Origin of the sequence: Pseudomonas fulva NBRC 16637 = DSM 17717, from assembly GCF_000730565.1 — a bacterium.
GTDB classification, from domain to species: Bacteria; Pseudomonadota; Gammaproteobacteria; order Pseudomonadales; family Pseudomonadaceae; genus Aquipseudomonas; species Aquipseudomonas fulva.
This window is the reverse complement of the sequence record NZ_BBIQ01000011.1, coordinates 108,021-135,009: the sequence shown is the minus strand read 5'-3', so window position 1 is coordinate 135,009 and position 26,989 is coordinate 108,021. Positions and strand designations below refer to the sequence as shown.

Here is a 26,989-nt window from a genome sequence, read left to right as displayed (position 1 = left end):
CGGCAGGGGCGACCATCATACCGGCAAACCCTGCTTCGCCATATCACGCAATCTGAGGTGCATATAGCTGCAAGCTATAAAGCCTGTGCAATGCCTTGCCCACGCACTGCGCAGGCCCTGTGGACCCATGCCAATGCGCAGGCTGCCCATGCGCACGGAGTTAACTCGTGCAATGGCTGGCGAGGCGGAGTAACGTCCCCGCTTGGCCGCCTTGCAAGGCGGCATCCAGGCACATTGACAGGAGGCGAGTGTGCTCGACCGTTTGGGAATTCGCAGCCGTGTGCTGTTGCTGGCGCTGCTGCCAGCCGGATTGATGGCCTTGGTACTGGGCAGCTATTTCACCTGGCTGCAACAGAGCGACCTGCGCACGCAATTGCTGCAACGGGGCAAGATGCTGGCCGAGCAGCTGGCGCCGCTGGCAGCCCCGGCCATGGCCCGCAAGGCGCCTGCACAACTGGAGCGCATTGCCGCGCAGACCCTCGAACAGGCCGACGTACGCGCCGTCGCCTTCCTGACACCGGACCGTAGTCGGCTGGCCCATGCCGGCCCGAGCATGCTCAACCAACCGCCCAGCGGCGGCAGCGGCACCCAGTTGCTACAACGCAGTGGCAACGATGCCACTCGCTACCTGATGCCGGTGTTCGGCCACCACCGCGACCTGGCCACCGACGCCGTGCCTGCCGAAGCCGAACGCTTGCTGGGCTGGGTGGAAATCGAACTGTCCCATGACGGCACCTTGCTGCGCGGCTACCGCAACCTCTTCACCACGCTGCTCCTGATCCTGGCCTGTTTGGTGGTCAGCGGGCTGCTGGCCCTGCGCATGAGCCGTGCCATCAACACCCCGATCGAGCGCATCAAGCATGCCGTCAACCAGCTCAAGGACGGCCACCTGGAGGAACGCCTGCCGGCCATGGGCAGTCACGAGCTGGACGAACTGGCCCACGGCATCAACCGCATGGCCGAGACCCTGCACAGTGCCCACGAAGAGCTGCAGCACAGCATCGACCAGGCCACCGAAGACGTCCGGCAAAACCTTGAAACCATCGAGATCCAGAACATCGAGCTGGACATGGCCCGCAAGGAGGCCCTGGAAGCCAGTCGGATCAAGTCGGAATTTCTGGCCAACATGAGCCATGAAATCCGCACGCCGCTCAACGGCATTCTGGGCTTTACCCACCTGCTGCAGAAAAGCGAGCTGATGCCACGCCAGGTGGACTACCTGAACACCATCGAGAAGTCAGCTGACAACTTGCTCGGGATCATCAACGAGATTCTCGATTTCTCCAAGATCGAGGCGGGCAAGCTGGTGCTCGACAGCATCCCCTTCAACCTGCGCGACCTGATCCAGGACACCTTGACCATCCTGGCGCCGGCGGCCCATGCCAAGCAGCTTGAGCTGCTGTGCCTGATCTACCGCGATACGCCCTCCTCGCTGATCGGTGACCCGCTGCGGCTCAAGCAGATCCTCACCAACCTGGTCAGCAACGCGATCAAGTTCACCCGCGAAGGCACCATCGTCGTGCGTGCCATGCTCGAGGACGAGCACGAGGACAGCGCCCAGTTGCGCATCAGTGTCCAGGACACCGGCATCGGCCTGTCGCCTCAAGACGTACGTACGCTGTTCCAGGCCTTCAGCCAAGCTGACAACTCCCTGGCCCGCCAGCCAGGTGGTACTGGCCTGGGGCTGGTGATCTCCAAGCGCCTGATCGAGCAGATGGGTGGCGAGATCGGCGTCGACAGTACCCCTGGCGAGGGCTCGCAATTCTGGATCAGCTTGAACCTGCCCAAGGCGCACGACGATGCCGAGGAGCTCCCTTTGCAGCCCTTGCTCGGGCGTCGCGCCGCCATCGTCGATGGCCACGAACTGGCGCGACAGGCTCTGGAGCACCAATTGCAGGACTGCGGCCTGAGCGTCTGTGTCTTTACCTCCTACGAGCAACTGGTGCAGGCGGTGCAAGCTGCCAGCCAGGCGGGGCAGCCGTTCGACTTCGCCGTGCTGGGCGCCAACGTGGGCTCCCTGGCGCCCGAACAACTGGGCCAGTACTACCAGCACCTGGAGCGGCATCATTGCCAGTGCGTGGTGCTGTGCCCCACCACCGAACAGGCGCTCTATCACCCTTACCTGTCCAATGGCCACGGTCAGCTGTTGTCCAAGCCATCCTGCACACGCAAGCTGCGCCGCCTGCTGCTGGAAATGGTCCAGCCCCGCCGGTTGCAGGGCGAGGTCAGCGCCATGGCGGGCCAGCAGCGCCAGCCAAAGGTGCTGTGCGTGGATGACAATGCGGCCAATCTCTTGCTGGTGCAGACCTTGCTGGAAGACCTGGGCGCCCGGGTGACGGCTGTCGACAATGGTTACGCGGCGGTACAGGCCGTGCAGAGCGAACCGTTCGACCTGGTACTGATGGACGTGCAGATGCCTGGCATGGACGGACGCGCCTGTACCGAACAGATTCGCCTCTGGGAAAACACCCAGAGCGGCAACCCGTTGCCGATCGTTGCGCTGACCGCCCACGCAATGGCCAATGAAAAACGCGCCTTGCTCCATGGCGGCATGGACGACTACCTGACCAAGCCGATCAGCGAGCGGCAGCTGGCACAGGTGGTGATGAAGTGGACCGGCCTGAGCCTTGGCCCTTCGCCGCAGATGCCGTCGGGCCTGCCCACCGGGCCTGACGAGTTGAAGGTGCTTGACCATGACGAAGGCCTGCGCCTGGCGGCAGGCAAAGCCGATCTGGCCGCCGACATGCTGAGCATGCTGCTGGCCTCGCTAGAAGATGACCGCGCCGCCATTCTGGGTGCGCGTGAAGCGCGTGACCGTCATACGCTCATCGAGCAGGTGCACCGGCTCAACGGCGCTTCTCGCTACTGCGGTGTACCTCAACTACGTGCCGCCTGCCAACGCAGCGAAACCCTGCTCAAACAGGACAGCCCCTTGGCTGGGGAGGCGCTCGATGAACTGGACAACGCGATCAGCCGGCTGGCAGCCGAGGCCAGGCTGAGTATTTGAAGGCACCCGCCCTTTCCACCGACCAGTGCCCATGCACAAGGAGCCACCATGCGCGCCCTGCTCTTCAGCAGTCAGCACTATGACCAGGAGAGTTTCACCCAGGCCGCCCTAGGCGGCGGCGTGGCACTGCACTTTCAGTCCGCCCGACTTACGGCCGATACCGCGCCGCTGGCCCAGGGCTTTGATGTGGTCTGCCCCTTCATCAACGACGAGCTCGACGCGACGGTGCTGCAATGCCTGGCGCGCGGTGGTACGCGCCTGGTGGCGTTGCGTTCGGCGGGGTACAACCATGTCGACCTGGCTGCGGCCAAGCGACTGGGGATAGACGTGGTGCGCGTGCCGGCCTACTCGCCCCAAGCCGTGGCCGAGCACGCCGTGGCGCTGATACTGGCGCTCAATCGGCGCTTGCATCGGGCCTACAACCGCACACGGGAAGGCGACTTCACCTTGCACGGCCTGACCGGTTTCGACTTGCATGGCAAGACCGTCGGGGTGGTCGGCACCGGCCAGATCGGCGCGGCCTTCGCGCGCATCATGGCTGGCTTCGGCTGCCAACTGCTGGCTTACGACCCCTGCCCCGACCCGCAGCTTGAGGCCTTGGGCGTGCGCTACATGAGTTTGCCAGCGTTGCTGGGCCAGGCACGCATCATCAGCCTGCACTGCCCGTTGACGCCAGGCACCCGGCACCTGATCAACGCGCAGAGCCTGGCGCACCTGCAACCTGGCGCCATGCTCATCAATACCGGGCGCGGGGCGCTGGTCGATACGCCGGCATTGCTCGATGCGCTCAAGAGCGGCCAGCTGGGCTACCTGGGCCTTGACGTCTACGAAGAAGAAGCCAAAGTGTTCTTCGAAGACCGTTCGGACCTGCCCCTGCAGGACGATGTGCTGGCGCGCCTGCTGACATTCCCCAATGTGATCGTGACTGCCCATCAAGCCTTCCTCACCCACGAGGCCTTGCAGGCCATTGCCCAGACGACCCTCGAGAACATTGCCAGCTGGGCGGCAGGCAGGGCGCAGAACCTGGTGACCGGTTAATGCTAGGATACGCGGCATTTAGGGAGGACCCATGGTCGAACACGATTTTCGTTACACCCTCTTCAACCCGCAGCACACGCTGATCGAGTGCCGCGCCCTGGTGCCTGGTCGCTACCAGGTCACAGGCAACGGCGGCTCGATGCACAAGGGCGATACCCTGCTGGTCACCCTCAAGGGCAGCAAGGACTTGACCATGCGCCTGACCGTGGACAGCGTCCGGCACCTGATCAACCCGCGTGGACAGTGGGTTGCCGTGGCCAACGGGCCGGTCTTCCACGAACTGGAGATTCTGGCCTGGCAAGTGGCGTGCGACAGCTGCGATGCGGTACTGGATTTCGAATTTGCGGTCGATGCCAAGCTGGGCAAAGCAGCGCGTCAGCCTGCAGCCAACGCCCGCATCGCCGAACTGGGCTGGGCAAGCCAGGACGCCCGGCACCTCTGCCCCCGTTGCCAGGAGCCTGCACAATGAAACACCTGCTCACCAGCGCACTGATCGTCACCGGCCTGCTTGGCTGCGCGACAGCCCCTTCGGACCTGCAGCAAGACCGCAGCTACGTACTGGAGTGGATCGGGGAGCGCCCCCTGCTCGACGACAGCCACTTGAGCATGACCCTGGGCAGCGACGGGCGCGCCTACGGCAATGCAGGCTGCAATCACTGGTTCGCGGCCTACACCCTCGACGGCGGGCGCTTGAGTTTTGGCAGCGTCGGCAGCACCCGCAAGCTGTGTGCACCGGCCTTGATGGAACAGGAAAAACGCTTCCTGCAGGCCCTTGGCAAGGTGACGCGCTGGGACTTGGCGCCCGATCAGCAACTGCGCTTGTGGCCAACCGACGGCAAGCCGCTGCGCCTGTGGCCTGAAGAGGGCTGATCAGGCGGCCCGTTACCCACGGGGCCTGGCCTGGCGTGACAGGTCAGCGCCCCGTTCGCACCGCCCGTGCCAGTGTCAGCCCTGTTTCAGGGCCTTGATTTTGGCCTTCAAGCCTTCGAGCGTCTGCTCACCGAGCAACTGCTCACGCACCTTGCCCTTGTCATCGATGATGTAGGTCACCGGCAGCGCTTCGCTGCGGGGCAGGTCGTAGCGCTCGGCGGGGTCCTGGGCCAGCACGGTGAAACCGATGCCCAGCGTGTCGGCCGCCTGCTTGAGGTCCGCGCCTTGCAGGCCATCGAAATTCACCCCCACCACCTTGATGCCGTCAGCGGCCCATCGCTTGGCAGCGGCATTGAGCTCGGGAATTTCGGTGCGGCAGGGCCCGCACCACTCCGCCCAGTAGTTGAGCACCAGCCAGTGCCCATCCAGGTGTTCGGCCTTTACCGTGTTGCCATGCTGGTCCACGCCATAATCGGCACCGCAGCCACCAAGCAACAGGCTCGCGGTGATGGCCATTACTGCTGCCAGACGCCTTGCCATGGGTCAATCCTTCTCGAGTTTTAGAGCAAATGGGACAGTCGCTGCGGTTAGAATACCGGTCACACCTTGCCGGATGCGACCCCACATGACTGACCTGACGCTCTATCATAACCCGCGCTGCTCCAAATCCCGCGGCGCGCTGGATCTGCTCGAGGCCCGCGGCCTGGCGCCTACCGTGGTGCGCTACCTGGAAACACCCCCCGATGTGGCCACGCTCAAGGCGCTGTTGGACAAGCTGGGCATGCCGCCCCGTCAACTGCTGCGTACGGGCGAGGACGACTACGCTCAACTGAACCTGGCCGACCCGACACTCAGCGACGCCCAGCTGATCGACGCCATGGCGACCCATCCCAAGCTGATCGAGCGGCCAATTCTGGTAGCCGGCGACAAGGCCGTGATCGGCCGCCCACCCGAAAAAATCCTGGAGATCCTGCCGTGAGCGAACCTTACATCCTGGTGCTTTACTACAGCCGCCATGGCTCGACCAGCGAGATGGCCCGGCACATCGCCCGTGGCATCGAGCTGGGCGGCATGGAAGCACGCCTGCGCACCGTACCGGCAGTGTCCAGCGAATGCGAGGCGGTCGCGCCCGACGTGCCGACCAGTGGCGCACCCTACGCCACCCTCGACGACCTGCGCCACTGCTCGGGGCTGGCCCTGGGCAGCCCTACCCGCTTCGGCAACATGGCCGCTGCGCTCAAATACTTTCTGGACGGTACCAGCCCCTTGTGGCTGGGCGGCGAGCTGGTGGGCAAGCCCGCCGGTGTGTTCACCTCCACCGCGAGCTTGCACGGTGGCCAGGAGAGCACCCTGCTGTCGATGATGCTGCCCTTGCTGCACCACGGCATGTTGGTACTGGGCCTGCCCTACAGCGAGTCAGCCCTGATCCAGACCCGTGGCGGCGGCACACCTTACGGGGCAAGCCACCACGCCGGCGCCGACGGCAAGCGTGACCTCGATGAGCACGAAATCGCCTTGTGCCGCGCCTTGGGGCAACGCCTGGCGACCACGGCCAAAGCTTTGGAGACCACGCGTGGCTAAGGCGCGAAAACCGCTGCCTGCGCAAGCATGGCTGGCACCCCGGGTGCGGGTGACGCGGGCGCTGAGCTTGGCCTTCGTGCTGGGGTTGATCGCGCTGCTGGTGGTCAACAACCTGTGGTTCGCCAACCTGCATGGCGCGCGGGTGAGCGTGATCCTGGCCATCGAACTGCTGCCACTGCTGCTGGTATTGCCAGGCATGTTAAGCGCCAGCGCCCGGGCTCATGCCTGGGCCTGTTTCGTGGTCAACATCTACTTCATCAAGGGGGTGGTGGCAGCGTTCGATCCTGCCCGGGCGCTGTCTGGCTGGCTTGAGCTGTTGCTCAGCCTGGGGCTGTTCACGGCTGCGCTGCTGTATGTGCGCTGGAAGTTCCAGTACCAAAGGCGCCTGGCCGGCGAAGGCAACTGATGGGGGGCGGGCCCGCCCCGCCGGCTCAGTGATTGACGGTGTGGGCCAGCATCACCGACAGCTGGCACAACGGCCGGCCGCTTTGTTCGTGCCACTGGTTGAAGGCGTCCTGCACCAGGGCCAGGTCGCGCTGGCTGGTGGGCTTCTTATCGATGACCTTCTGAGCGATCAGCGCTGCCGACATATCGTCGGTAGGCACGAAGGTGTCCTTGCCGACCATGCGCAGGAAACGTGGCGCGGACAAACCGCCCAACTGGTTGCCGTGCTTGGTCAGGTATTTCCACAAACCCACGATATCGGTGACTGGCCAATCGGCGATGAAGTCGCCGAAGCTGCCCCACTGTTTTTCGATGTCCAGCACCATCTGGGCGTTGCGCGGCACGCTCTTGAGCTTGCCCAGGTGCCGGATGATGCGGGTGTCCTGCATCAGCCGCTCAAGGTGCTCGGCACTCATCAGCACGACCTTTTCCGGGTCGAAGCCGAAGAACACCTGCTCGAAGGCCGGCCACTTGGCGTCCACCAGGCTGTGCTTGAGCCCGGCGCGAAATACACGCAGGGCAAGGGTCGACAAGTAGCGATCAGCGCTGGTCGCCCTTAGCTGCTCCGGGCTACGGGGGTGCGGCAAGGCCGCCTCCAAGGCGCGGGCAGAGCCGAAGCGGTTCAGGCAGAACTCGTGCAACCACTGATAATCACGCATGAGTCAGATGTTCACCACGTCAAGAAAACGCGGGGTGGCGTTTTCATCGATCGTCAGGCTGGTGAAATCGAAGAGATTGCGGTCGGCCAACTGCGACGGCGCAACATTCTGCAGGGCGCGGAAGATGCTTTCGGTACGACCTGGGTGCTTGCGCTCCCATTCGACCAGCATGTCCTTGACCACCTGACGCTGCAGGTTCTCCTGCGAGCCGCACAGGTTGCAGGGGATGATCGGGAACGCCTTCATGTCCGAGTACGCCTGGATATCTTTCTCGCTGCAATAGGCCAGCGGACGGATCACCACGTTACGGCCGTCGTCGGCACGCAGTTTTGGCGGCATGCCTTTGAGAGCACCGTTGAAGAACATGTTGAGGAAGAATGTTTCGACGATGTCGTCACGATGATGGCCCAGCGCCATCTTAGTGGCGCCGATTTCATCGGCGAAGGTGTACAAGGTACCGCGGCGCAGGCGCGAGCAGAGCGAGCAGGTGGTCTTGCCTTCCGGGACCAGCTCCTTGACCACCGAGTAAGTGTCCTTCTCGACGATGTGGTACTCGACGCCCAGTTCCTTGAGGTAGGCCGGCAGCACGTGCTCGGGGAAGCCCGGCTGCTTCTGGTCCATGTTCACCGCCACGATCTGGAACGAGATCGGCGCCACCTTCTGCAGGTGCAACAGAACATCGAGCATGGTGTAGCTGTCCTTGCCGCCGGACAGGCAGACCATGACCTTGTCGCCATCCTCGATCATGTTGTAGTCGGTGATGGCTTCGCCGGCGAGACGACGCAGGCGTTTTTGCAGTTTGTTCTGGTTGACCGAAAGGGTGCCCATAGCGCTTGAATCCGCGAGGTGTGACAAAAGCCGGCTATTTTACGCACAATTCCAGCAGGGCTGTAGGCATTCCGACAAAGACTTCAGGGCGATCACGCTCGAATAACCCGCCGTGTGACCAATGGCTGGGTGAGCGCACTGCCGCTGCGGCATAATGGCCGCCAGAGGATTCATTGCCCCATGCCCGAACTGCTCATCCAACGCGTTGAAACCTGCTATCAGCAAGCTGAACGGTTTTTCGATCGCGCCTTCCCCCGCCCGCAGATCAGTTTCAAGCTGCGCGGGCAAAAAGCCGGGGTCGCTCACCTGCACGAAAACAAGCTGCGTTTCAACCTGCAGCTCTACCGCGAGAACCACGAAGACTTCCTGCGCCAGACCGTGGCGCACGAGGTCGCCCACCTGGTCGCACACCAGGTCTTCGGCGAAGGTATCCAGGCCCACGGGCAGGAGTGGCAGTTGATCATGCGCGGCGTCTACGAACTACCGCCCGCGCGCTGTCACAACTACGCCGTCAAGCGCCGCGTGGTGACCCGCTACCTCTACCGCTGCCCCTGCCCCTGCCCGCAAAGCGAGTTTGCGTTCACGGCGCAGCGGCATGCGCTGGTAGGGCAAGGCCGTCGGTACCTGTGCAAACGTTGCAGGCAGCTGCTGGTCTACAGCGGCCAGACGCGGGTCGAATAGCGGCCTGAGTGATGAAGCAGGCAAAAAAACGGTCCGTTGACGCGGGGTCAACGGACCGTCTGGTCATGCTGAGCGCGCCTTACTTCTCGACGAACGCTCGCTCGATCAGGTAATCGCCCGGCTCGCGCATGCGTGGGGAGATTTTCAGGCCGAAGCTGTCCAGCACTTCGCTGGTCTCATCGAGCATGCTCGGGCTGCCGCAAATCATCGCGCGGTCATCCTGCGGGTTGATCGGCGGCAGGCCGATGTCGCTGAACAACTTGCCGCTGCGCATCAGGTCGGTCAGACGGCCCTGATTCTCGAAAGGCTCGCGGGTAACGGTCGGGTAATAGATCAGCTTTTCGCGTACGGCATCGCCGAAGAATTCGTTCTGCGGCAAGTGCTCTGTGATGAACTCACGGTAGGCCACTTCGTTCACGTAGCGCACGCCGTGGACCAAGATCACCTTCTCGAAACGCTCGTAGGTTTCAGGGTCCTGGATCACGCTCATGAACGGCGCCAGGCCAGTGCCGGTGCTGAGCAGGTACAAGTGCTTGCCAGGGTTGAGGTCGTCGAGCACCAGCGTACCGGTAGGCTTCTTGCTGATGATGATCTCATCGCCTTCCTTCAGGTGCTGCAGCTGCGAGGTCAGCGGGCCGTCGGGCACCTTGATGCTGAAGAACTCCAGGTGCTCCTCCCAGTTCGGCGAGGCGATGGAGTAGGCGCGCATGAGCGGACGGCCGGAGTCCTGCTGCAGGCCGATCATCACGAACTGACCGTTCTCGAAGCGCAGCCCCGGATCACGGGTGCACTTGAAGCTGAACAGCGTGTCGTTCCAGTGGTGCACACTGAGGACACGTTCGTGGTTCATGTTGCTCATCTAATGGGGCTCCTGAAAAAAGTCGCAGCGCGCACGAGGCGCAGAGTTGCGCGATAGTTTAGGGGCAGCGACAATATCTGTTAACTGGATTATCAAGATATGTGTTATCGGTTATATCGATATGCGATTCACACTACGTCAACTGCAGGTCTTCGTGGCCGTCGCCCAGCACCAGAGCGTTTCACGCGCTGCCAGCGTGCTCGCGCTGTCGCAGTCGGCTGCCAGCACCTCCATCACCGAGCTTGAGCGCCAGAGCAGTTGCCAGCTGTTCGACCGCGCGGGCAAGCGCCTGAGCCTCAATGCCTTGGGTCACCAGTTGCTGCCACAAGCTGTGGCGTTACTGGACCAGGCCAAGGAGATCGAGGACCTGCTCAACGGCAAGTCAGGCTTCGGCTCCCTCGCCGTGGGCGCTACGCTCACCATTGGCAACTACTTGGCAACCCTGCTGATCGGCAGCTTCATGCAGCGACACCCCGAAAGCCAGGTGAAGCTGCACGTACAAAATACCGTGCATATCGTGCAGCAAGTTGCCCACCACGAAATTGACCTGGGTCTGATCGAAGGTGATTGCAATCATCCGGACCTTGAGGTGCAGCCTTGGGTGGCGGATGAACTGGTGGTGTTCTGCGCCCCTCAACATCCATTGGCCAGGCAGGGCCGCGCCGACATCGCCACGCTGGCCCGTGAGGCCTGGATCCTGCGCGAGCAAGGCTCGGGCACGCGCCTGACGTTCGACCAGGCCATGCGGCACCACCGCGCACAGCTGGACATCCGCCTGGAACTGGAGCACACCGAGGCCATCAAGCGCGCCGTGGAATCGGGCCTGGGCATCGGATGCATTTCACGCCTCGCCCTGCGCGATGCCTTTCGCCGAGGCAGCCTGGTGGCAGTGGAAACACCCGAGGTGGACTTGATGCGCCAGTTCTACTTCATCTGGCACAAGCAGAAATACCAGACCTCGGCGATGCGCGAGTTTCTGGAACTCTGTCGCCACTTCACAGCTGGCGTCACGCGCAGCGACGAGATCGTGCTGCCGCCCATCGCCTGAGCCGTCCAGGCGCTGCGCCCCACGGTGCAGCTCTACAGCAGGATCACGCCCCACACGATCGCCACCATGCACAACGACACCAGCTGGGCAGCGCTGCCCATGTCCTTGGCGTTTTTCGACAACGGGTGGCGTTCGAGAGAAATGCGATCGATCGCCGCCTCCACCGCCGAATTGAACAGCTCGACGATCAGTCCAAGCAGGCACACCGCGATCATGATCGCCCGCTCCGCACGGCTTACCGGCAACCAGAATGCAACAGGCACCAGCACGACGTTGAGCAGCACCAGCTGGCGGAACGCAGCCTCGCCCTTGAAGGCGGCGCGCAGCCCGTCCAGGGAATAGCCTGCGGCGTTGAGGATTCGTTTCAGGCCAGTCTGGCCCTTAAAAGGTGATGGCGTCATGAGGTTCGCTTAGCTACAAAAAGGCCGGCAGACTAGGCTGGCAAGGGTCAAAAAAGCGTGAAGCCACGTACAGTCAGGTGCTTGCAACCGATTCAAGTTGTTGCAGCAACAAAGCGGCCTGGGTGCGCGTGCGCACGCCCAGTTTGCGGAAAATGGCCGTCACATGGGCCTTGATGGTAGCTTCGGACACACTCAGCTCGTAGGCGATCTGCTTGTTCAGCAAGCCCTCGCAGACCATGGTCAGCACCCGAAACTGCTGCGGCGTGAGGCTAGCGAGGCCTTCGCTGGCAGCCTTCGCTTCGGCAGGCACATCGACCTTCTCGAACGCCTGCGGTGGCCACCACACGTCGCCATCGAGCACTTTGCGCACCGCATCCTGAATCACTTCAAGGGTGCTCGATTTGGGAATGAACCCGCTGGCGCCGAACTCGCGGGACTTGACCACGACCGCAGCCTCCTCCTGCGCCGAAACCATCACCACCGGTATCTGCGGGTACTGCCCGCGCAGCAGGACCAATCCGGAAAAACCATAGGCACCCGGCATGTTCAGGTCCAGCAGCACCAGGTCCCAGTCTGCCTTCTCGCTCAGGCGGTTTTCCAGCTCGGCGATACTTGCCACTTCCACCAGGCGCACGTCCGGGCCCATGCCCAGGGTTACGGCCTGGCGCAGTGCACCGCGAAACAGCGGGTGGTCATCGGCAATCAGGATTTCATATGTGGCCATCGATCTAAGGATCCTGTTCTGTACCAAGGGCCCGTCGACACGGGCACGTTGGCGGGAATCGGCGCCAAGGATGCCGAGCGGCAACGGCAAAGGTCAAGCCAGCCTGCCAGTCGTTCAACCCGCCTCGGCGGCATGCCGGCCATTATGAACCAAAGCCGGTAGGCTGCCCCTTGGACTATAGGAAGGTATGCAGGCGCTGGTGAACAGCATCCTGCTCATCCAGAGGCAGGCGACGCTTGCCACTGAGGTAGTGCAAGCTGAAGACGTCCAGATAGGCATCCAGTGCCTGTGAGGCGAGGTGGTCCCCAGCCAGGTCCAGGCACATGGCGGCTACTTCCGCCGTGCAGAAGTGGTCATCGCGCCGCGAGCGGCGCAGGCGGTAGCGCGACATCTGCTCGGGCTGCAGGCTGAGCACCGGAAAACGCTCCAGGTACGGACTTTTGCGGAACATCTTGCGCGCCTCGGTCCAGGTGGCGTCGAGCAGGATGAACAATGGCCGCTTCTCAGGCGAGCGCACCACGTCCGTCACGACGCGCTCCGGCGCCACGAATTCACCCGGGAACACGATGTACGGCTGCCATTGCGGGTCATCGAGCAATGCCAGCAAGCCTTCGTTTACCGAGGTTCGCAGCCAGCCGAAGGCTGATGTGTCTTCGATCAGGTCAGCGATGAGCCAGCCGGTGTTGGTTGGCTTGAGCGGCTCGGTATCGTGCATCAACAGGCAGATGCCCGACTCGGCACTGACACTGGGCTTCCAGTCACACAGGCAATGCGTGGCGATGACCCGGCAGCCCGGGCAACGCTCGGCACGTGAGCCGCGTGCGACGAAGGGTTTGTTGCTGCGTGCCAGGCGTTCGGCGCGCAGCCGTGCGACGGCATGACTCATGCCGGCACGCGGTGCAGAAGAGAGGTGGCAGTCACAGCAATTGCTCGATTGAAAACGGCCGGCAGTTTACCAGAATGCTGGCCAGTTGCTGTGCAGACGACCAGTGCGCCCCTATACTCGCGATTTCAAGCGCCATACGGGCGGCAGCGATTACGGAACGCCGCCTGTCCTTGCCTGTCCAAGCGCCAGTCACCGAACCAGGAGAGATCCATGCTGCGCCTTATCGCCCCCGCCCTGAGCTTGCTGCTCGCATTGCCACTTGCAGCCCAGGCGGCTTCCAAGCAGGACTATGACCTGAACACGATGCTGCAAAAGGTTGCCAAGGAAAGCAGCGTCGGCACACCCCGCGCCATCAACGAAGACATTCTCGACCAAGGCTATACCGTCGAAGGCAAGGCCCTGATCAATCATCTCAGCGTACGCGCCGACCATGCTGCGCGCATGCAGGCCAACCCTGAGCAGGTGCGTAGCCAGTTGGGCGACAGCGTTTGCCGCAACAGCGGGTTCCGCAACCTGATGTCCAAGGGCGCAGTGATGGTGTACCGCTTCACGGTCTACAAGACCAATCAGCCGTTGATGGATCAGGCCTTCGACAGCGCCAGCTGCGTTGCCGGTAACAAGAAGAAGTAAATCTTCGACTACCGCTCAAGCCCCGTCCGGGCGCCCTCATGCGCCCGACGCCCTGATATGGGCTGGGCGTGACCGGTGCTAAAGGGCTAGATTGATGAGGTGCAGAAGGAGAAGTTGCATGCCCTATCAATCGAATGACCTGCTTTACAGCCACTTCCGCGATCATGACATCGACCTGAGCTACATCGACGCGCAACTCGAACGCGTGGCCCCCGATAGCCCCAACCTGCCCCTCTATCGCGACATGATGCTGACGGTCCTGCGCATGGCCCATGACGATGCCGACCGCTGGAGCACCAAGATCACCCTGCAAGCGCTGCGCGAACTCGACCAGTCCTTTCGCGCACTGCGTCGCCACAAGCATCGCCGCAAGGTCACCGTCTTCGGCTCGGCGCGTACGCCGCTGGAGCATCCCATGTATGCCCTGGCCCGTGAGCTGGGTGCTGCGCTGGCCCGCTCGGACCTGATGGTCATCACCGGGGGTGGTGGCGGTATCATGGCCGCCGCCCATGAAGGTTCAGGCGCCGACAACAGCCTTGGCTTCAACATCACCCTGCCCTTCGAGCAACATGCCAACCCAACCATAGACGGCACCGACAAGCTGCTGTCGTTTCACTTCTTTTTCATTCGCAAGTTGTTTTTCGTCAAGGAAGCAGACGCGCTGGTGTTGTGCCCCGGAGGGTTCGGTACGCTCGATGAGGCACTGGAAGTGCTGACGCTTATCCAGACAGGCAAGAGCCCGCTGGTACCGGTGGTGCTGTTGGACTCGCCGCAGGGTACTTTCTGGCAGGACTGCCTGACGTTCATTCGCCATCAGTTGCAAGACAACCGCTACATCCTCCCAGGCGACCTCAAGCTGCTGCGCCTGGTGCACAGTGCTGACGAAGCTGTCGAGGAAATCAATCAGTTTTACCGAAACTACCACTCCAGCCGCTGGCTGAAACGCCAGTTCGTCCTGCGCATGCACCGGCCACTCACGCCCGAAGCGTTGCACGCAATTGGCGAGCGGTTTAGTGATCTCTGCCTGAGCGGCAGCTTCGAGCAAACGCCTGACAGCAATGTCGAAAACGAGACCGGGGATTTTGGGCACCTGACACGCCTGTGCTTCGCTTTTACCGGCCGTGATCAAGGCCGACTGCGAGAGCTGGTGGACTTCATCAATCTGCCGCAACATTGGGCTGTTGCGCCACCGACCTGCCTTGAACAGCGTTTGCCGGATCTATCCTAGGCGCAGGCTGTGCGCTCAGTCGTCCCAGCCTCGACCACTAAGCAGCCTGCCAATCATGTCCATGGGGAAACCGCGATAAGCGAGGAAACGCATTTGCTGCGCACGCGCCTTGGGGTCTTCAGGGCGTTGCCCGGCATATTTGCGCTGCCATACTTCAAACAGCCGCTCGCCCCAGTCGATTTGACTCTCGCGAAGCGCCGCGTCGATATCACCACGCGCCAAGCCGCGCTGCCCGAGCTCCTCACGGATTCGGGCAGGGCCATAACCTGAACTGGATCGATAGCGAATGAAGCTTTCCAGATAACGAGCTTCACTCAGCAGGCCTTCGTCGCTCAGCCGATCGAGCTCAGGCTCGATCAGCGTCTGCAACGCCCCGCGCTGAAGTAACTTGCGGGTCAATTCCACGCGACCATGCTCACGTCGCGCAAGCAGGTCCATGGCTGCCCGCCGAATGGCGACGGGAGTGTCGAGTACGGCAGGCATGTTCGGCTACGGTCGCGTGATCAATAGCCAGCTTCGGCTTCGGCCACGTCACCCGCATCGGCCTGTGCGGCTGCAGCCTTGGCAGCAGCGGCTACAGCACCGGCATTGAGCAGCTTGTCGCGGATCTGCTTCTCGATTTCGCTACCGATAGCGGGATTCTCATGCAGGTACTTGGCAGCATTCGCCTTGCCCTGACCGATCTTGTTGCCTTGGTAGCTGTACCAGGCGCCCGATTTCTCGACCAGGCCCTGAGACACGCCCAGGTCGATGATTTCACCGTTACGGTAGATACCCTTGCCGTACAGAATCTGGAATTCCGCTTGACGGAACGGTGGCGCCACCTTGTTCTTGACGATCTTGACGCGGGTTTCACTACCCACCACCTCGTCGCCTTCCTTGACTGCACCGGTGCGGCGGATGTCCAGGCGAACCGAGGCATAGAACTTCAGTGCGTTGCCGCCGGTGGTGGTTTCCGGGCTACCGAACATCACGCCGATCTTCATACGGATCTGGTTGATGAAGATAACCAGGCAGTTGGCGTTCTTGATGTTACCGGTGATCTTGCGCAGCGCCTGGGACATCAGACGAGCCTGCAAGCCCACGTGCATGTCACCCATTTCGCCTTCGATTTCAGCCTTGGGTACCAGCGCCGCCACGGAGTCGACGATGATGACGTCGACCGCGTTGGACCGTACCAACATGTCGGTAATTTCCAGCGCCTGCTCACCCGTGTCAGGCTGCGAAACCAGCAGGTCGTCTACGTTGACGCCCAGTTTGCCAGCGTACTCCGGATCAAGAGCATGCTCGGCATCGACGAACGCACAGGTGGCGCCACTTTTCTGGGCTTCGGCGATGACCGAGAGCGTGAGCGTGGTTTTACCTGACGATTCCGGGCCGTAAATTTCGACGATACGGCCTTTTGGCAGACCGCCGATACCCAGGGCGATGTCCAGCCCCAGAGAGCCGGTAGAAATGGAAGGGATGGCTTGGCGCTCATGGTCGCCCATGCGCATGACCGCGCCCTTACCGAATTGACGTTCGATTTGACCCAGGGCCGCAGCCAAGGCGCGCTTCTTGTTGTCGTCCATTGAAATCCTCACGTGTTCGACTTGGCCCTGATGGCCGGATAACTGTATAAGTAGCCAGTATTATTCCACAGGCGAGCGTTCGAGCAAACCCCCGATTTCGATTTAACCGATGCCAAGCTGTAACAAGCCTTCTAAGGCGGCGATGACGGTCTGGCGCCGCACGGCCTCGCGGTCGCCGTCGAACTGACGACGCTCGCTGACGACCTGCTGGCCATCGCTCCAGGCCAACCATACAGTCCCCACGGGCTTGTCGGCCGAACCGCCGCCGGGGCCGGCCACTCCGCTGACCGCCACGGCAAAGCGGGCGCCGCTGGCCAGCTGCGCGCCCTTGACCATGGCCTCGACCACCTCCTGACTTACGGCGCCCACCTGCCCGAACAACGCTTCGGGCACCCCCAGCTGACGCGTTTTTTGCCGGTTGGAATAGGTCACGTAGCCGGCTTCGAACCAGGCCGAGCTGCCGGCAATCCGGGTAATGGCCTCGGCAATGCCGCCGCCGGTACAGGATTCGGCGGTGCTCACATGCGCCCCCAGGCGTTGAAGGTGGTCACCCAGGCGAGTGGCGAGTGTGGTAATCGGGTCCATGCGAGGGCTCCTTGTAGACTGACTACTACCCTATCACCCCAATAGAGAAGCTTGCCCGGCAAACGTTCAGGTTTTCCAAGCCCCTGGCGCGGCACCCATGGTGGGCAGGCACGGCGTTCGGCGCCTGCATCGCACCGAAAAAGCCTGTACCATTGCCGGTTTACCCTTGCCAACCAGATCACCCGCTGTAAGGCCGACCATGTCCGATCTCTCCGCACATACCCCAATGATGCAGCAGTACTGGAAGCTGAAAAACCAGCATCCGGACCAGCTGATGTTCTATCGCATGGGCGACTTCTACGAGATCTTCTATGAAGATGCGAAAAAGGCCGCCAGCCTGCTGGACATCACCCTGACCGCGCGCGGGCAGTCCGCCGGCCAGTCCATTCCCATGTGCGGGGTGCCGTTTCATTCCCTCGAGGGTTACCTAGCCAAGCTGGTCAAGCTGGGCGAATCGGTGGTCATCTGCGAGCAGATCGGCGACCCGGCCACCAGCAAGGGGCCGGTCGAGCGCCAGGTCGTGCGCATCATCACGCCAGGTACCGTCAGCGACGAAGCGCTGCTCGATGAGCGCCGTGACAACCTGATCGCAGCGCTGCTGGGCGACGAGCGCCTGTTTGGCCTGGCCGTGCTCGACATCACCAGCGGTCACTTCGGCGTCCAGGAGATCAAAGGCTGGGAAACCCTGCTGGCTGAACTGGACCGCCTCAACCCGGTCGAGCTGCTCATCCCGGATGACTGGCCACGCGACCTGCCTGCCGAGAAACGCCCCGGTGCGCGTCGCCGAGCGCCCTGGGACTTTGACCGCGACTCGGCGCGCAAAGCGCTCTGCCAACAATTTGCCACCAAGGACCTCAAGGGCTTTGGCTGTGACAAGCTGACCCTGGCCATCGGCGCCGCCGGCTGCCTGCTGGCCTATGCCAAGGAAACCCAGCGTACGGCCCTGCCGCACTTGCGCAGCCTGCGTCACGAGCGCCTGGACGACACCGTCATCCTCGACGGGGCCAGCCGTCGCAACCTGGAGCTGGACGTCAACCTGGCAGGTGGGCGTGACAATACCCTGCAATCGGTCGTCGATCGCTGCCAGACGGCCATGGCCAGCCGCCTGCTGAGCCGCTGGCTGAACCGTCCGCTGCGCGACCTCAAGGTCATACAGGCCCGCCAGGATTCGATCCGCTGCCTGCTCGACAGCTACCGGTTCGAAAAGCTGCAACCCCAGCTCAAGGAAATCGGCGATATCGAGCGCATCCTGGCCCGTATCGGCTTGCGCAACGCCCGCCCACGCGACCTGGCGCGGTTGCGAGACGCACTGGGCGCCCTGCCCGAGCTGCAGAATGCAATGACCGAGCTCGAGGCGCCGCACCTGGCACGCCTGGCCGCGATCACCGGCACCTACCCGGAGCTGGCCAGCCTGCTGGAGCGTGCGGTGGTCGACAACCCGCCTGCCGTGATCCGTGATGGAGGCGTGCTCAAGACCGGCTACGACAGCGAGCTCGACGAGCTACTGGCCATCAGCGAAAACGCCGGGCAGTTCCTGATCGACCTCGAGGCGCGTGAGAAGGCGCGCACCGGCCTTGCCAACCTCAAGGTCGGCTACAACCGTGTGCATGGCTATTTCATCGAGCTGCCTTCCAAGCAGGCCGAGCAGGCCCCGGTCGACTACATCCGCCGGCAGACCCTCAAGGGCGCCGAGCGTTTCATCACGCCGGAACTCAAGGCATTCGAGGACAAGGCGCTGTCGGCCAAGAGCCGCGCCCTGGCCCGGGAAAAGATGCTCTACGACGCGCTGCTGGAGACCCTGATCAGCCACTTGGCGCCACTGCAGGACAGTGCCGCCGCCCTGGCCGAACTGGACGTGCTCAGCAACCTGGCAGAGCGTGCCCTGAACCTGGACCTGAACTGCCCACGCTTCGTCGACGAGCCGTGCCTGCGCATCGAGCAGGGGCGTCACCCGGTGGTCGAGCAGGTGCTCACCACGCCGTTCGTGGCCAACGACCTGGGCCTGGACGACAGTACGCGGATGCTGATCATCACCGGGCCGAACATGGGTGGTAAGTCCACGTACATGCGCCAGACCGCACTGATCGTGCTGATGGCGCACATCGGCAGCTTCGTTCCAGCAGCGCGCTGCGAGCTGTCGGTGGTCGACCGCATCTTCACCCGCATTGGCTCGAGCGACGACCTGGCAGGCGGGCGCTCCACCTTCATGGTGGAAATGAGCGAAACCGCCAATATCCTGCACAACGCAACCGACCGCAGCCTGGTGCTGATGGACGAAGTTGGCCGCGGCACCAGTACCTTCGATGGCCTGTCGCTGGCCTGGGCAGCAGCCGAACGCCTGGCGCGCCTGCGGGCCTACACCTTGTTCGCTACCCACTATTTCGAACTGACCGTGTTGCCCGACAGTGAGCCGCTGGTGGCTAACGTGCACCTCAATGCAACGGAGCACAACGACCGTATCGTGTTCCTGCACCACGTGCTGCCAGGGCCTGCGAGCCAGAGCTATGGCCTGGCGGTTGCGCAACTGGCAGGTGTACCGGCGGTGGTCATCCAGCGCGCCCGTGAGCACCTGTCACGCCTGGAAACCACCAGCCTGCCGCACGACTCGACTCAGGTCACGAAAGCGCAGGATGCACCACAAGTGCCGCACCAGAGCGACCTGTTCGCCAGCCTGCCTCACCCAGCCATCGAGAAACTGGGCAAGCTGCAGCTTGATGACATGACACCGCGCCAAGCTATCGAAATGCTATATCAACTAAAGAACCTGTTATAACGGCAGCCATGACAAGCTGGTAGAATCCGCCGCGGTTTGCTGGTACTGCACGGTTATTAGCCTGGCCTGCAGCCAAAACCCGCAAACCGCGCGGCCCGAGAGGAAGGGCCGCCGCCGTCGCCTGAGGAGAGAACTAGAAATGACCTTCGTCGTCACCGACAACTGCATCAAATGCAAATACACCGACTGCGTGGAAGTCTGTCCGGTGGACTGCTTCTACGAAGGCCCGAACTTCCTGGTCATCCACCCGGATGAGTGCATCGACTGTGCACTGTGCGAACCAGAGTGCCCGGCACAAGCCATTTTCTCGGAAGACGAAGTGCCATCGGGCATGGAGAACTTCATCGAGTTGAACGCCGAACTGGCTGAAATCTGGCCCAACATCACCGAGCGCAAGGATGCCCTTCCTGATGCTGAGGAGTGGGACGGCAAGCCAGGCAAGATTGCCGACTTGCAGCGTTAACGTCGCATGAAAAAACAAAAAGGCCCGCAAGGGCCTTTTTGTTTAGCGCGAAAAACCTGCATGCAGACGTGGCCGCCGTCACGCGGGTTCTGGCAGAGCTGTTCACAAGCGTCATGCAATCTGGCGCTGGAATCGAAAAGCTCAGATCCTGAAAAAAAGGCAAAAAAAAGGGGCGGTTTGACCCGCCCACATTTTTTTCCGTAGTCCCTGCTTGTCCTGTACATCGTCCTGATGAAATCGCTTCTTGCGATGTCCTTGGCGCTCTTCCTGAGTGCCTGTGCGTGTCCGTGTGCACAGTTCGAATACTAGCGATCTGAGCAGGATGTGCAACGCGTCCTCCTCACAGGATGTTGCGACCTACAAACTTTCACACATCTAAATACTTCAGCCTTTTCAATGACTTAAGAAAAGGTTGCTTTTGAAAACGACAATGATTTACCGCCACACCCTTCAAAGGCTTACGCAACGAGTAAGCAAAGGCTTACAGGCCGAACTGTCAGGGTGAGCACATCGCTGAGTACACCTGTGAATCTGCAAACCGGGCCGAGCACCGCTCACCGCAGAGAGCGGGTCGACAGCACGGCTCCCCAAACCCCAAACGCAAAAACGCCCCTTTTTATCGGGGCGTTTCTGTACGCAGCGTAAGACCAGGGACTAACGAAAAAGCGACTCGCTGGATAAGCCGTTCTTTTCCAGAATCTCACGCAGGCGCTTGAGCCCCTCGACCTGTATCTGCCGCACCCGCTCGCGGGTCAGGCCGATTTCCAGACCGACGTCCTCCAACGTACTGCTTTCGTGTCCACGCAAGCCGAACCGGCGCACCACCACTTCACGTTGCTTGTCGGTCAGTTCACCGAGCCACTGATCGATGCTCTGCGACAGGTCATCGTCCTGCAGCAACTCGAACGGGTCAGTGGGGCGATCATCCGTCAGGGTGTCGAGCAGCGTCTTGTCCGAGTCAGGACCCAGAGACACGTCCACGGAGGACACCCGCTCGTTGAGACCCAGCATACGCTTGACCTCGGCAACCGGCTTCTCCAGCAAGGCGGCGATCTCTTCGGGCGAAGGCTCGTGATCCAGCTTCTGGGTCAGTTCGCGCGCCGCGCGCAAGTAAACGTTGAGTTCCTTGACCACATGAATGGGGAGGCGAATGGTGCGGGTCTGGTTCATGATCGCCCGCTCGATGGTCTGCCGAATCCACCAGGTAGCATAGGTCGAGAAACGGAAGCCCCGCTCAGGATCGAACTTCTCCACCGCGCGAATCAGCCCAAGGTTGCCCTCCTCGATCAGATCGAGCAATGACAACCCCCGGTTCACGTAGCGGCGAGCGATTTTCACCACCAGGCGCAGATTGCTTTCGATCATGCGCTTGCGGCCGGCAGGGTCGCCCTTTTGCGACAAGCGCGCAAAATGCACTTCTTCTTCCGGCGAAAGCAGAGGCGAAAAGCCAATCTCGTTGAGGTACAACTGAGTCGCATCGAGGGCGCGGCTGTAATCGATGTACTTGTGTTGTTTAAGTGAAGAGCCTGATTTGGCCCTGGTCCGAACCGAAGGTACAGCAGGTTCGTCTGACACCACATCCGTTTCCAAAACGATGCCCGTCTCCATGAGGAGGACGTCATCGTCGATGTCAAACTCCGGCGCTTCTTTGCTGAGAGCCATTGTTATAGTCCTTTGCTGAGTTCGAACTCAGACTCAAGCGGCGCCTTTCTCCTTGGCAGCGCTGGAGCCTGTCCCCTCCATGTCAGCGGAACAGACCGGAAACAACAATCAACGGCGTGGCAGGAACTGGAGCGGATCGACGGGTTTGCCCTGACGGCGAATTTCGAAATGCAACTTCACCCGATCTGTGCCTGTAGACCCCATTTCAGCAATCGACTGCCCTGCCTTGACCTGCTGCCCCTCCCGTACCAAGAGCCTGCGGTTGTGGCCGTAGGCACTGACATAGGTATCGCTGTGCTTGATGATGATCAGCTCGCCGTAGCCCCTCAAACCACTCCCGGCGTACACCACTGATCCACTGGCCGCAGCAAAAACAGGCTGTCCCAAATCACCGGCGATATCAGTGCCTTTATTCAAACTACCGTTTGAAGCAAATTTGCCGATCAAAACCCCGTTCGCCGGCCAGGTCCAGCCACCGGCCGCACGTTCGGCGGCAGGCACGGTAGCGACTACCGGCGTGCTCGCCGAGCTGGATGTGGTGACGGTCTTGGTGGTCGTGGCAGGAGTAGAGGCCGTGGCACCCACAGGACGGCGGGTGACCGTGGTTCGGCTGGACGAGGACGGGCTGGCCACTACGGTGGTGCTGCCCGAGGCCCCGCTACTGAAGCGAATTGGCTGGCCAGGGCGAATGGTATACGGCGGGGCGATACCGTTGCGGGCCGCCAACTCTTTGTAGTCCCAGCCATAGCGAAACGCGATGGAGAACAGCGTGTCGCCTGGCTTGACCACATACTGACCGGAGGTCACGGTAGGCCGTTTGGGCGCGCTGCTGTTGCGGTCGACGACACGCGCACTGTTGCTGCCGGAGCTCGAGCACCCCACCAACAGTGTGCCCATGGCCAGTACCAGCACCAGGAGCCTGAGACCCGAGCTGTCCTTGCGCTGCCGAAAGACTGTGTGACCCACCCGCGCTCCCCTCATGGTGCCGAAAACGTTTCAAGACATGAATGCAATATTGTTGCAATTATAACGAAGCTCGCCAGTCTTGGCAGGCGGCTGCAACACACTTGCGCAACGTGCGTGCACCGCCAGATAGACAGGTCGATCCTGCAAGAATTCGACGCAGGTGCAAAAATAGCCCGTCGATGCCCAGATGAATCAGGTTACCGGTCCATTGAGCAGAGGCACGAAGCGTACCGCCCCAAGCACACGGCGTGAAAACCCATGCTCTTCTCGGACGATGAGCATCAGCTGCTGCACTTCACCGGGTGAACCCACTGGAATCACCATCCGCCCACCCGGCGCCAGTTGGTCGAGCAGCGCCTGGGGCACTTCCGAAGCAACGGCGGTCACGATGATGCCATTGTAGGGGGCCAGTGCCGGCCACCCCTCACACCCATCGCCCCAGCGAAACACCACGTTGCGCAGGTTCAGCTCCACCAGGCGTTCCTTGGCGCGGTCCTGCAAGACCTTGATGCGCTCGACCGAGAACACCCGCTCGACCAGTTGCGCCAGCACGGCGGTCTGGTAGCCAGAACCGGTGCCGATCTCCAGGACTTTATCCAGCGGACCCGCCTCGAGCAGCAATTCGCTCATGTGCGCCACCATGAACGGTTGCGAGATGGTCTGGTTGTGGCCGATGGGCAGCGCGGTATCTTCATAGGCGCGATGGGCCAGTGCCTCGTCCACGAACAGATGGCGTGGCGTGCGGCGAATCACATCGAGCACCTGGGGGCTGGACACGCCCTCCTCGCACAGCCGCTGGATCAGACGCTCGCGGGTGCGCTGGGACGTCATGCCGATGCCCCGACGCAACATATCGTCCTCACGCATCAAAGCAAGCCCTCCAGCCAGCCATCGAGCTGCTCGAAAGCGTCGTTGAAGGTGCGGTCGAGCTGCAACGGGGTGATGGAAACGTAGCCTTGCATCACGGCATGGAAGTCAGTGCCCGGGCCGCCGTCCTCTGCATCGCCGGCGACTGCGATCCAGTAACCTTCCTTACCACGCGGGTTGACCACTTTGGTGGGTGCCGCGGCCCGCGCCCGATGGCCGAGTCGCGTCAGCTGGATGCCACGAATGCGCTCAAGCGGCAGGTTGGGTATGTTGACATTGAGCACGGTGCGCGGCGGCAGCGTCAGGCGCGACTGTGCCTCGACCAGACGACGGGCAATATGAGCCGCGGCCGGAAGGTTGTCCGGCTGGCGCGAAAGCAGTGAGAACGCCAGCGACGTACCGCCCAGGAAACGACCCTCCAGCGCAGCGGCCACGGTGCCCGAGTACAGCACGTCATCGCCCAGGTTGGCCCCCAGGTTGATGCCCGACACGACCATGTCTGGCGTATACGGCAACAGCCCGTTGAGCCCCAGGTGCACGCAGTCGGTCGGCGTGCCATTGAGGCTGATGAAGCCGTTGGCCAGCGTCTGCGGATGCAGCGGCCGGTCCAACGTCAGCGAGCTGCCGGCGCCGCTCTTGTCTTGGTCAGGTGCAATGACCGCGCACTGCGCGTAATCGGCAAGCGCAGCGTGCAGCGCGGCGATGCCTGGTGCAGTCACACCGTCGTCGTTCGAAATCAGAATACGCATGGGCTGTCCGTCTGCCCTGCCGACACCAGATCCACCACCTCGCGCACCACGACGGTGGCGAAGCATCCGGCCGGAAGGACGAATTCCAGTTGCAGGATATCAGGCTCGGGATAATGCCACGTAAGGCCAGCAATAGGGAGCCGCAGAATACGCCGTTCGTGATCCATGCCCGCCTTTGCCAACCACTGGCACAGCGCGGGCTGGGCAGCACCGACCGAATTTTCCAATGCCCGGGTTCGACCGCTGGCTGGCGAATCGCCCTCGCCCCACAGGGGGCCTGTAGGGTGCAGGTCGAGAACGGCTAGGCGAGGATCAGCGCATTCAGCTTCAGCAGCCGGAAAAAAGCTGCGGCTGTCGGTGAATGCCAGCAGATCGCCCACTTGCGCACTGGCCCAGCTGCCATCGGCTACCCGTGCGGCCAGGACCTGGTTGAACAGGTAGCTGCGACCGGCTGAAAGCAGGCGCGAGCGAACGTTACGTTGCTCAGGCAAGGCCTGGCGCTCGGCCCAGGCCAGGGCGTCATGCACATTGCCGCCGGCATGCCCGAAGCGCTGGGTACCGAAGTAATTGGGCACGCCGTTCGCTTTGAGCTGGGCCAGGCGCGCGTCGACTGCCTGATGATCGGCTGCCAGCTGGGTCAGGCGCAGCGTGAAGCCATTGGACGAATGCGCGCCGCGCTGCAACTTGCGCTGGTGGCGCATCTGCTTGAGGACGCGCAGATTGGCATCCTCGGCCCGCGACAGGTCGGGGTCGGCCTTGCCCGGCAAATGCAGGCTGAACCACTGGCGGGTCAAGGCCTGGCGGTCCTTGAGCCCGGCGTAGCTGATCGCGCGCGCAGGCACCCCCGCGGCCCTTGCAAGCCGGCGGGCCGCTTCCTCGGTATTGAGCTCACGCTTTTCCACCCATAGCCACAGGTGCTCGCCCTGGCCAGACAGCGGGATATCAAGCACTTCGTCGACCTGAAAATCTTCGGCAACGGCCTTGAGCACAGCCGTACCGAGCGCTTGCCCCGATGCCTGTGGGCCCAGCAGATCCAATTCGGTCATGCTGGCAGCAACAGGGCAACCGCATGCACGGCGATCCCCTCCTCGCGCCCGGCGAAGCCGAGCTTTTCGGTGGTGGTGGCCTTGACGTTGACCTGGTCCAGGCCCACTTTGAGGTCGTCGGCGATGCGCTGGCGCATGACCTCGATGTGGGGTGCCATCTTCGGCGCCTGGGCAATGATGGTGGCGTCGACGTTGCCGACTTGCCAGCCCTTGGCCCGAACGACATCCAGCACATGACGCAGCAGCACGCGGCTGTCGGCGCCCTTGAACTGCGGGTCGGTGTCGGGGAAGTGCTTGCCGATATCACCCAGCGCGGCGGCGCCGAGCAATGCGTCGCTCAGGGCATGCAGCAGCACGTCACCATCGGAATGGGCCAGCAGGCCGTACTTGTGGGGGATACGCACCCCGCCCAGGGTAATGAAATCACCGTCGCAAAACCGGTGCACATCGTAGCCGTGGCCAATACGCATAAGAAAACGCCCTGAATGAGTCAGGGCGTGATTCTACCTGCATTTGCAACGCCAAGGTGCAGAGCCGGCCAACGTCGCCGGCTGGCTGCCCTGCGGCTACACCCGGCCCAAAGCCACCGCGTGATGACGCAGGTGTTCCTCGATGAAGCTGGCGATGAAGTAGTAGCTGTGATCGTAGCCCGGTTGCAGACGCAGGGTCAGCTCATGACCGCCTTTGCGCGCCGCCTGCTCCAGGGCTTCGGGCTTGAGCTGCTTTTCGAGGAAGTCGTCGCGATCGCCCTGGTCCACCAGCAACGCAGGGCACTGCCCCGACGGGGTTTCGGCCAGCAACACGCTGGCATCCCACTCACGCCAGCGCGTGCGCTCTTCACCCAGGTAGCGGCTGAAGGCCTTTTCGCCCCAAGGGCAATCCATCGGGTTGCAGATCGGCGAAAACGCCGACACCGAGCGATAGCGGCCTGGGTTGCGCAATGCGCAGACCAGGGCGCCGTGCCCGCCCATGGAATGCCCACTGATGCTGCGCTCGCCGGAGGCCGGGAAATGCGCCTCGATCAGGGCTGGCAGCTCCTGCACCACGTAATCGTGCATGCGGTAGTGCTGAGCCCAGGGTTGCTGCGTGGCATTGAGGTAGAAGCCAGCACCCAGGCCAAAGTCCCAGGCACCGTCGGGATCACCGGGTACCTGCTCGCCGCGAGGGCTGGTATCGGGCGCCACGATGATCAGCCCCAGCTCTGCGGCCAGGCGCTGGGCGCCGGCTTTCTGCATGAAGTTCTCGTCGTTGCAGGTCAACCCGCTGAGCCAGTACAGGACCGGCAGCTTTTCGCCCTGCTCGGCCTGGGGTGGCAGGTAGACGGCGAAGACCATGTCGCAACCCAGCACCTTGGAGGTGTGGCGGTAACGCTTGTGCCAGCCGCCGAAGCTCTTCTGGCAGGAAATATTGTCCAGGGTCATGG

The 26,989-nt window shown here is 62.3% G+C and carries 30 protein-coding genes; 13 read left to right on the top strand and 17 right to left on the bottom strand.

Annotation, left to right across the window (positions count from 1 at the left end):
• Positions 1-250: 250 nt before the first annotated feature.
• From PFU01S_RS12960 to PFU01S_RS12945, 4 genes are read left to right on the top strand one after another with little or no spacing between them, the layout of a single operon-like run.
• Positions 251-3,007, top strand: coding sequence for a response regulator (locus PFU01S_RS12960; protein ID WP_028686872.1), 2,757 nt, complete (start codon positions 251-253; stop codon positions 3,005-3,007).
• Positions 3,008-3,055: 48 nt separating this feature from the next.
• Positions 3,056-4,045, top strand: a complete 990-nt coding sequence (locus tag PFU01S_RS12955) for a 2-hydroxyacid dehydrogenase (RefSeq protein WP_027913911.1) — start codon at positions 3,056-3,058, stop codon at positions 4,043-4,045.
• Between the two features lie 31 nt (positions 4,046-4,076).
• Positions 4,077-4,514 (top strand): hypothetical protein, encoded by a 438-nt coding sequence (locus PFU01S_RS12950; RefSeq protein ID WP_027913910.1) that lies wholly within the window; start codon positions 4,077-4,079, stop codon positions 4,512-4,514.
• Complete coding sequence (locus PFU01S_RS12945; protein ID WP_028686873.1) at positions 4,511-4,915, top strand: META domain-containing protein; 405 nt, start codon at positions 4,511-4,513, stop codon at positions 4,913-4,915. Before PFU01S_RS12950 ends, PFU01S_RS12945 begins: the two co-directional genes overlap by 4 nt.
• Positions 4,916-4,990: 75 nt before the next feature.
• Here the strand turns inward: PFU01S_RS12945 and PFU01S_RS12940 are convergent, their stop codons facing one another.
• On the bottom strand, positions 4,991-5,455 hold the full coding sequence (locus PFU01S_RS12940; RefSeq protein WP_028686874.1) for a TlpA disulfide reductase family protein: 465 nt from the start codon (positions 5,453-5,455) through the stop codon (positions 4,991-4,993).
• Positions 5,456-5,540: 85 nt separating this feature from the next.
• Here PFU01S_RS12940 and arsC point away from each other — a divergent pair, with 85 nt between their 5' ends.
• The 3 genes from arsC to PFU01S_RS12925 are packed head-to-tail and all read left to right on the top strand — an operon-like array spanning position 5,541 to position 6,902.
• Positions 5,541-5,894 carry an arsenate reductase (glutaredoxin) gene (gene arsC / locus PFU01S_RS12935; RefSeq protein ID WP_027913907.1) on the top strand — a complete coding sequence of 118 codons (354 nt, stop codon included), beginning with the start codon at positions 5,541-5,543 and terminating at the stop codon, positions 5,892-5,894.
• Positions 5,891-6,496: an NAD(P)H:quinone oxidoreductase gene (gene wrbA, locus PFU01S_RS12930; RefSeq protein ID WP_027913906.1), complete on the top strand. Its 606-nt coding sequence runs from the start codon at positions 5,891-5,893 to the stop codon at positions 6,494-6,496. The genes arsC and wrbA overlap by 4 nt, the downstream gene beginning before the upstream one ends.
• Entirely contained in the window at positions 6,489-6,902 is a 414-nt protein-coding gene (locus PFU01S_RS12925) for a DUF2069 domain-containing protein (protein ID WP_027913905.1), read from the top strand. The genes wrbA and PFU01S_RS12925 overlap by 8 nt, the downstream gene beginning before the upstream one ends.
• A 25-nt stretch (positions 6,903-6,927) precedes the next feature.
• Here PFU01S_RS12925 and PFU01S_RS12920 read toward each other — a convergent pair whose 3' ends face one another.
• Both PFU01S_RS12920 and ttcA read right to left on the bottom strand, forming a co-directional pair.
• Entirely contained in the window at positions 6,928-7,599 is a 672-nt protein-coding gene (locus tag PFU01S_RS12920; RefSeq protein WP_028686875.1) for a DNA-3-methyladenine glycosylase I, read from the bottom strand.
• 3 nt (positions 7,600-7,602) lie between these two features.
• A complete protein-coding gene (ttcA, locus tag PFU01S_RS12915) occupies positions 7,603-8,427 on the bottom strand; it encodes a tRNA 2-thiocytidine(32) synthetase TtcA (RefSeq protein WP_023534071.1) in 825 nt (274 codons plus the stop codon).
• Positions 8,428-8,595: 168 nt separating this feature from the next.
• Between ttcA and PFU01S_RS12910 the strand changes: the two genes are divergently transcribed.
• Positions 8,596-9,108, top strand: a complete 513-nt coding sequence (locus tag PFU01S_RS12910; RefSeq protein WP_255212322.1) for a SprT family zinc-dependent metalloprotease — start codon at positions 8,596-8,598, stop codon at positions 9,106-9,108.
• 79 nt (positions 9,109-9,187) lie between these two features.
• Here the strand turns inward: PFU01S_RS12910 and fpr are convergent, their stop codons facing one another.
• Complete coding sequence (gene fpr / locus PFU01S_RS12905; RefSeq protein WP_023534074.1) at positions 9,188-9,967, bottom strand: ferredoxin-NADP reductase; 780 nt, start codon at positions 9,965-9,967, stop codon at positions 9,188-9,190.
• 121 nt (positions 9,968-10,088) lie between these two features.
• On the opposite strand from fpr, the gene PFU01S_RS12900 reads away from it, so the two are divergent.
• Positions 10,089-11,015, top strand: a complete 927-nt coding sequence (locus PFU01S_RS12900; protein ID WP_027913902.1) for a LysR family transcriptional regulator — start codon at positions 10,089-10,091, stop codon at positions 11,013-11,015.
• Positions 11,016-11,047: 32 nt separating this feature from the next.
• On the opposite strand, the gene PFU01S_RS12895 is transcribed toward PFU01S_RS12900, so the two are convergent.
• The 3 genes from PFU01S_RS12895 to PFU01S_RS12885 form a co-directional block, all read right to left on the bottom strand.
• On the bottom strand, positions 11,048-11,416 hold the full coding sequence (locus PFU01S_RS12895; protein WP_027913901.1) for a diacylglycerol kinase: 369 nt from the start codon (positions 11,414-11,416) through the stop codon (positions 11,048-11,050).
• Positions 11,417-11,489: 73 nt separating this feature from the next.
• Positions 11,490-12,140, bottom strand: a complete 651-nt coding sequence (erdR, locus tag PFU01S_RS12890; protein WP_027913900.1) for a response regulator transcription factor ErdR — start codon at positions 12,138-12,140, stop codon at positions 11,490-11,492.
• Positions 12,141-12,315: 175 nt separating this feature from the next.
• A complete protein-coding gene (locus tag PFU01S_RS12885) occupies positions 12,316-13,026 on the bottom strand; it encodes a tRNA-uridine aminocarboxypropyltransferase (protein ID WP_027913899.1) in 711 nt (236 codons plus the stop codon).
• Between the two features lie 210 nt (positions 13,027-13,236).
• On the opposite strand from PFU01S_RS12885, the gene PFU01S_RS12880 reads away from it, so the two are divergent.
• Both PFU01S_RS12880 and PFU01S_RS12875 read left to right on the top strand, forming a co-directional pair.
• A complete protein-coding gene (locus tag PFU01S_RS12880) occupies positions 13,237-13,656 on the top strand; it encodes a quorum-sensing-regulated virulence factor family protein (protein WP_027913898.1) in 420 nt (139 codons plus the stop codon).
• Positions 13,657-13,774: 118 nt separating this feature from the next.
• Positions 13,775-14,884: an LOG family protein gene (locus tag PFU01S_RS12875; protein ID WP_042139551.1), complete on the top strand. Its 1,110-nt coding sequence runs from the start codon at positions 13,775-13,777 to the stop codon at positions 14,882-14,884.
• 15 nt (positions 14,885-14,899) lie between these two features.
• Here the strand turns inward: PFU01S_RS12875 and recX are convergent, their stop codons facing one another.
• The 3 genes from recX to PFU01S_RS12860 form a co-directional block, all read right to left on the bottom strand.
• A complete protein-coding gene (gene recX, locus PFU01S_RS12870) occupies positions 14,900-15,367 on the bottom strand; it encodes a recombination regulator RecX (RefSeq protein WP_027913897.1) in 468 nt (155 codons plus the stop codon).
• Positions 15,368-15,387: 20 nt separating this feature from the next.
• Positions 15,388-16,455 (bottom strand): recombinase RecA, encoded by a 1,068-nt coding sequence (gene recA, locus PFU01S_RS12865; RefSeq protein ID WP_023534161.1) that lies wholly within the window; start codon positions 16,453-16,455, stop codon positions 15,388-15,390.
• Positions 16,456-16,557: 102 nt separating this feature from the next.
• The gene (locus PFU01S_RS12860) at positions 16,558-17,040 is read right to left on the bottom strand and encodes a CinA family protein (RefSeq protein ID WP_027913896.1); all 483 of its coding nucleotides are present in this window, start codon (positions 17,038-17,040) and stop codon (positions 16,558-16,560) included.
• A gap of 199 nt (positions 17,041-17,239) precedes the next feature.
• On the opposite strand from PFU01S_RS12860, the gene mutS reads away from it, so the two are divergent.
• A complete protein-coding gene (gene mutS / locus PFU01S_RS12855) occupies positions 17,240-19,813 on the top strand; it encodes a DNA mismatch repair protein MutS (protein ID WP_023534160.1) in 2,574 nt (857 codons plus the stop codon).
• Between the two features lie 139 nt (positions 19,814-19,952).
• On the top strand, positions 19,953-20,276 hold the full coding sequence (fdxA, locus tag PFU01S_RS12850) for a ferredoxin FdxA (protein WP_023534129.1): 324 nt from the start codon (positions 19,953-19,955) through the stop codon (positions 20,274-20,276).
• Between the two features lie 654 nt (positions 20,277-20,930).
• Here the strand turns inward: fdxA and rpoS are convergent.
• The 7 genes from rpoS to fghA form a co-directional block, all read right to left on the bottom strand.
• Positions 20,931-21,938, bottom strand: coding sequence for an RNA polymerase sigma factor RpoS (gene rpoS / locus PFU01S_RS12845; protein ID WP_023534146.1), 1,008 nt, complete (start codon positions 21,936-21,938; stop codon positions 20,931-20,933).
• Between the two features lie 108 nt (positions 21,939-22,046).
• Positions 22,047-22,904 (bottom strand): peptidoglycan DD-metalloendopeptidase family protein, encoded by an 858-nt coding sequence (locus PFU01S_RS12840; RefSeq protein WP_028686877.1) that lies wholly within the window; start codon positions 22,902-22,904, stop codon positions 22,047-22,049.
• A gap of 192 nt (positions 22,905-23,096) precedes the next feature.
• Positions 23,097-23,735 carry a protein-L-isoaspartate(D-aspartate) O-methyltransferase gene (locus PFU01S_RS12835; protein WP_161780410.1) on the bottom strand — a complete coding sequence of 213 codons (639 nt, stop codon included), beginning with the start codon at positions 23,733-23,735 and terminating at the stop codon, positions 23,097-23,099.
• A 35-nt stretch (positions 23,736-23,770) separates the two neighbouring features.
• The gene (surE, locus tag PFU01S_RS12830) at positions 23,771-24,520 is read right to left on the bottom strand and encodes a 5'/3'-nucleotidase SurE (protein ID WP_033694933.1); all 750 of its coding nucleotides are present in this window, start codon (positions 24,518-24,520) and stop codon (positions 23,771-23,773) included.
• Entirely contained in the window at positions 24,508-25,566 is a 1,059-nt protein-coding gene (gene truD / locus PFU01S_RS12825) for a tRNA pseudouridine(13) synthase TruD (RefSeq protein ID WP_028686878.1), read from the bottom strand. Before truD ends, surE begins: the two co-directional genes overlap by 13 nt.
• Positions 25,563-26,036 (bottom strand): 2-C-methyl-D-erythritol 2,4-cyclodiphosphate synthase, encoded by a 474-nt coding sequence (ispF, locus tag PFU01S_RS12820; RefSeq protein ID WP_027913891.1) that lies wholly within the window; start codon positions 26,034-26,036, stop codon positions 25,563-25,565. The genes truD and ispF overlap by 4 nt, the downstream gene beginning before the upstream one ends.
• Positions 26,037-26,132: 96 nt before the next feature.
• On the bottom strand, positions 26,133-26,987 hold the full coding sequence (gene fghA / locus PFU01S_RS12815; RefSeq protein WP_028686879.1) for an S-formylglutathione hydrolase: 855 nt from the start codon (positions 26,985-26,987) through the stop codon (positions 26,133-26,135).
• Positions 26,988-26,989: the final 2 nt, after the last annotated feature.

Coding starts and splice junctions, on each gene's coding strand:
- PFU01S_RS12955 (WP_027913911.1), top strand. CDS start 3,056: ATGCGCGCCCTGCTCTTCAGCAGTCAGCACTATGACCAGGAGAGTTTC.
- ttcA (WP_023534071.1), bottom strand. CDS start 8,427: ATGGGCACCCTTTCGGTCAACCAGAACAAACTGCAAAAACGCCTGCGT.
- arsC (WP_027913907.1), top strand. CDS start 5,541: ATGACTGACCTGACGCTCTATCATAACCCGCGCTGCTCCAAATCCCGC.
- PFU01S_RS12920 (WP_028686875.1), bottom strand. CDS start 7,599: ATGCGTGATTATCAGTGGTTGCACGAGTTCTGCCTGAACCGCTTCGGC.
- PFU01S_RS12860 (WP_027913896.1), bottom strand. CDS start 17,040: ATGGACCCGATTACCACACTCGCCACTCGCCTGGGTGACCACCTTCAA.
- rpoS (WP_023534146.1), bottom strand. CDS start 21,938: ATGGCTCTCAGCAAAGAAGCGCCGGAGTTTGACATCGACGATGACGTC.
- recX (WP_027913897.1), bottom strand. CDS start 15,367: ATGCCTGCCGTACTCGACACTCCCGTCGCCATTCGGCGGGCAGCCATG.
- fghA (WP_028686879.1), bottom strand. CDS start 26,987: ATGACCCTGGACAATATTTCCTGCCAGAAGAGCTTCGGCGGCTGGCAC.
- PFU01S_RS12940 (WP_028686874.1), bottom strand. CDS start 5,455: ATGGCAAGGCGTCTGGCAGCAGTAATGGCCATCACCGCGAGCCTGTTG.
- surE (WP_033694933.1), bottom strand. CDS start 24,520: ATGCGTATTCTGATTTCGAACGACGACGGTGTGACTGCACCAGGCATC.
- PFU01S_RS12895 (WP_027913901.1), bottom strand. CDS start 11,416: ATGACGCCATCACCTTTTAAGGGCCAGACTGGCCTGAAACGAATCCTC.
- truD (WP_028686878.1), bottom strand. CDS start 25,566: ATGACCGAATTGGATCTGCTGGGCCCACAGGCATCGGGGCAAGCGCTC.
- erdR (WP_027913900.1), bottom strand. CDS start 12,140: ATGGCCACATATGAAATCCTGATTGCCGATGACCACCCGCTGTTTCGC.
- PFU01S_RS12900 (WP_027913902.1), top strand. CDS start 10,089: ATGCGATTCACACTACGTCAACTGCAGGTCTTCGTGGCCGTCGCCCAG.
- fdxA (WP_023534129.1), top strand. CDS start 19,953: ATGACCTTCGTCGTCACCGACAACTGCATCAAATGCAAATACACCGAC.
- ispF (WP_027913891.1), bottom strand. CDS start 26,036: ATGCGTATTGGCCACGGCTACGATGTGCACCGGTTTTGCGACGGTGAT.
- PFU01S_RS12885 (WP_027913899.1), bottom strand. CDS start 13,026: ATGAGTCATGCCGTCGCACGGCTGCGCGCCGAACGCCTGGCACGCAGC.
- PFU01S_RS12945 (WP_028686873.1), top strand. CDS start 4,511: ATGAAACACCTGCTCACCAGCGCACTGATCGTCACCGGCCTGCTTGGC.
- mutS (WP_023534160.1), top strand. CDS start 17,240: ATGTCCGATCTCTCCGCACATACCCCAATGATGCAGCAGTACTGGAAG.
- recA (WP_023534161.1), bottom strand. CDS start 16,455: ATGGACGACAACAAGAAGCGCGCCTTGGCTGCGGCCCTGGGTCAAATC.
- fpr (WP_023534074.1), bottom strand. CDS start 9,967: ATGAGCAACATGAACCACGAACGTGTCCTCAGTGTGCACCACTGGAAC.
- PFU01S_RS12835 (WP_161780410.1), bottom strand. CDS start 23,735: ATGACGTCCCAGCGCACCCGCGAGCGTCTGATCCAGCGGCTGTGCGAG.
- PFU01S_RS12875 (WP_042139551.1), top strand. CDS start 13,775: ATGCCCTATCAATCGAATGACCTGCTTTACAGCCACTTCCGCGATCAT.
- PFU01S_RS12950 (WP_027913910.1), top strand. CDS start 4,077: ATGGTCGAACACGATTTTCGTTACACCCTCTTCAACCCGCAGCACACG.
- PFU01S_RS12880 (WP_027913898.1), top strand. CDS start 13,237: ATGCTGCGCCTTATCGCCCCCGCCCTGAGCTTGCTGCTCGCATTGCCA.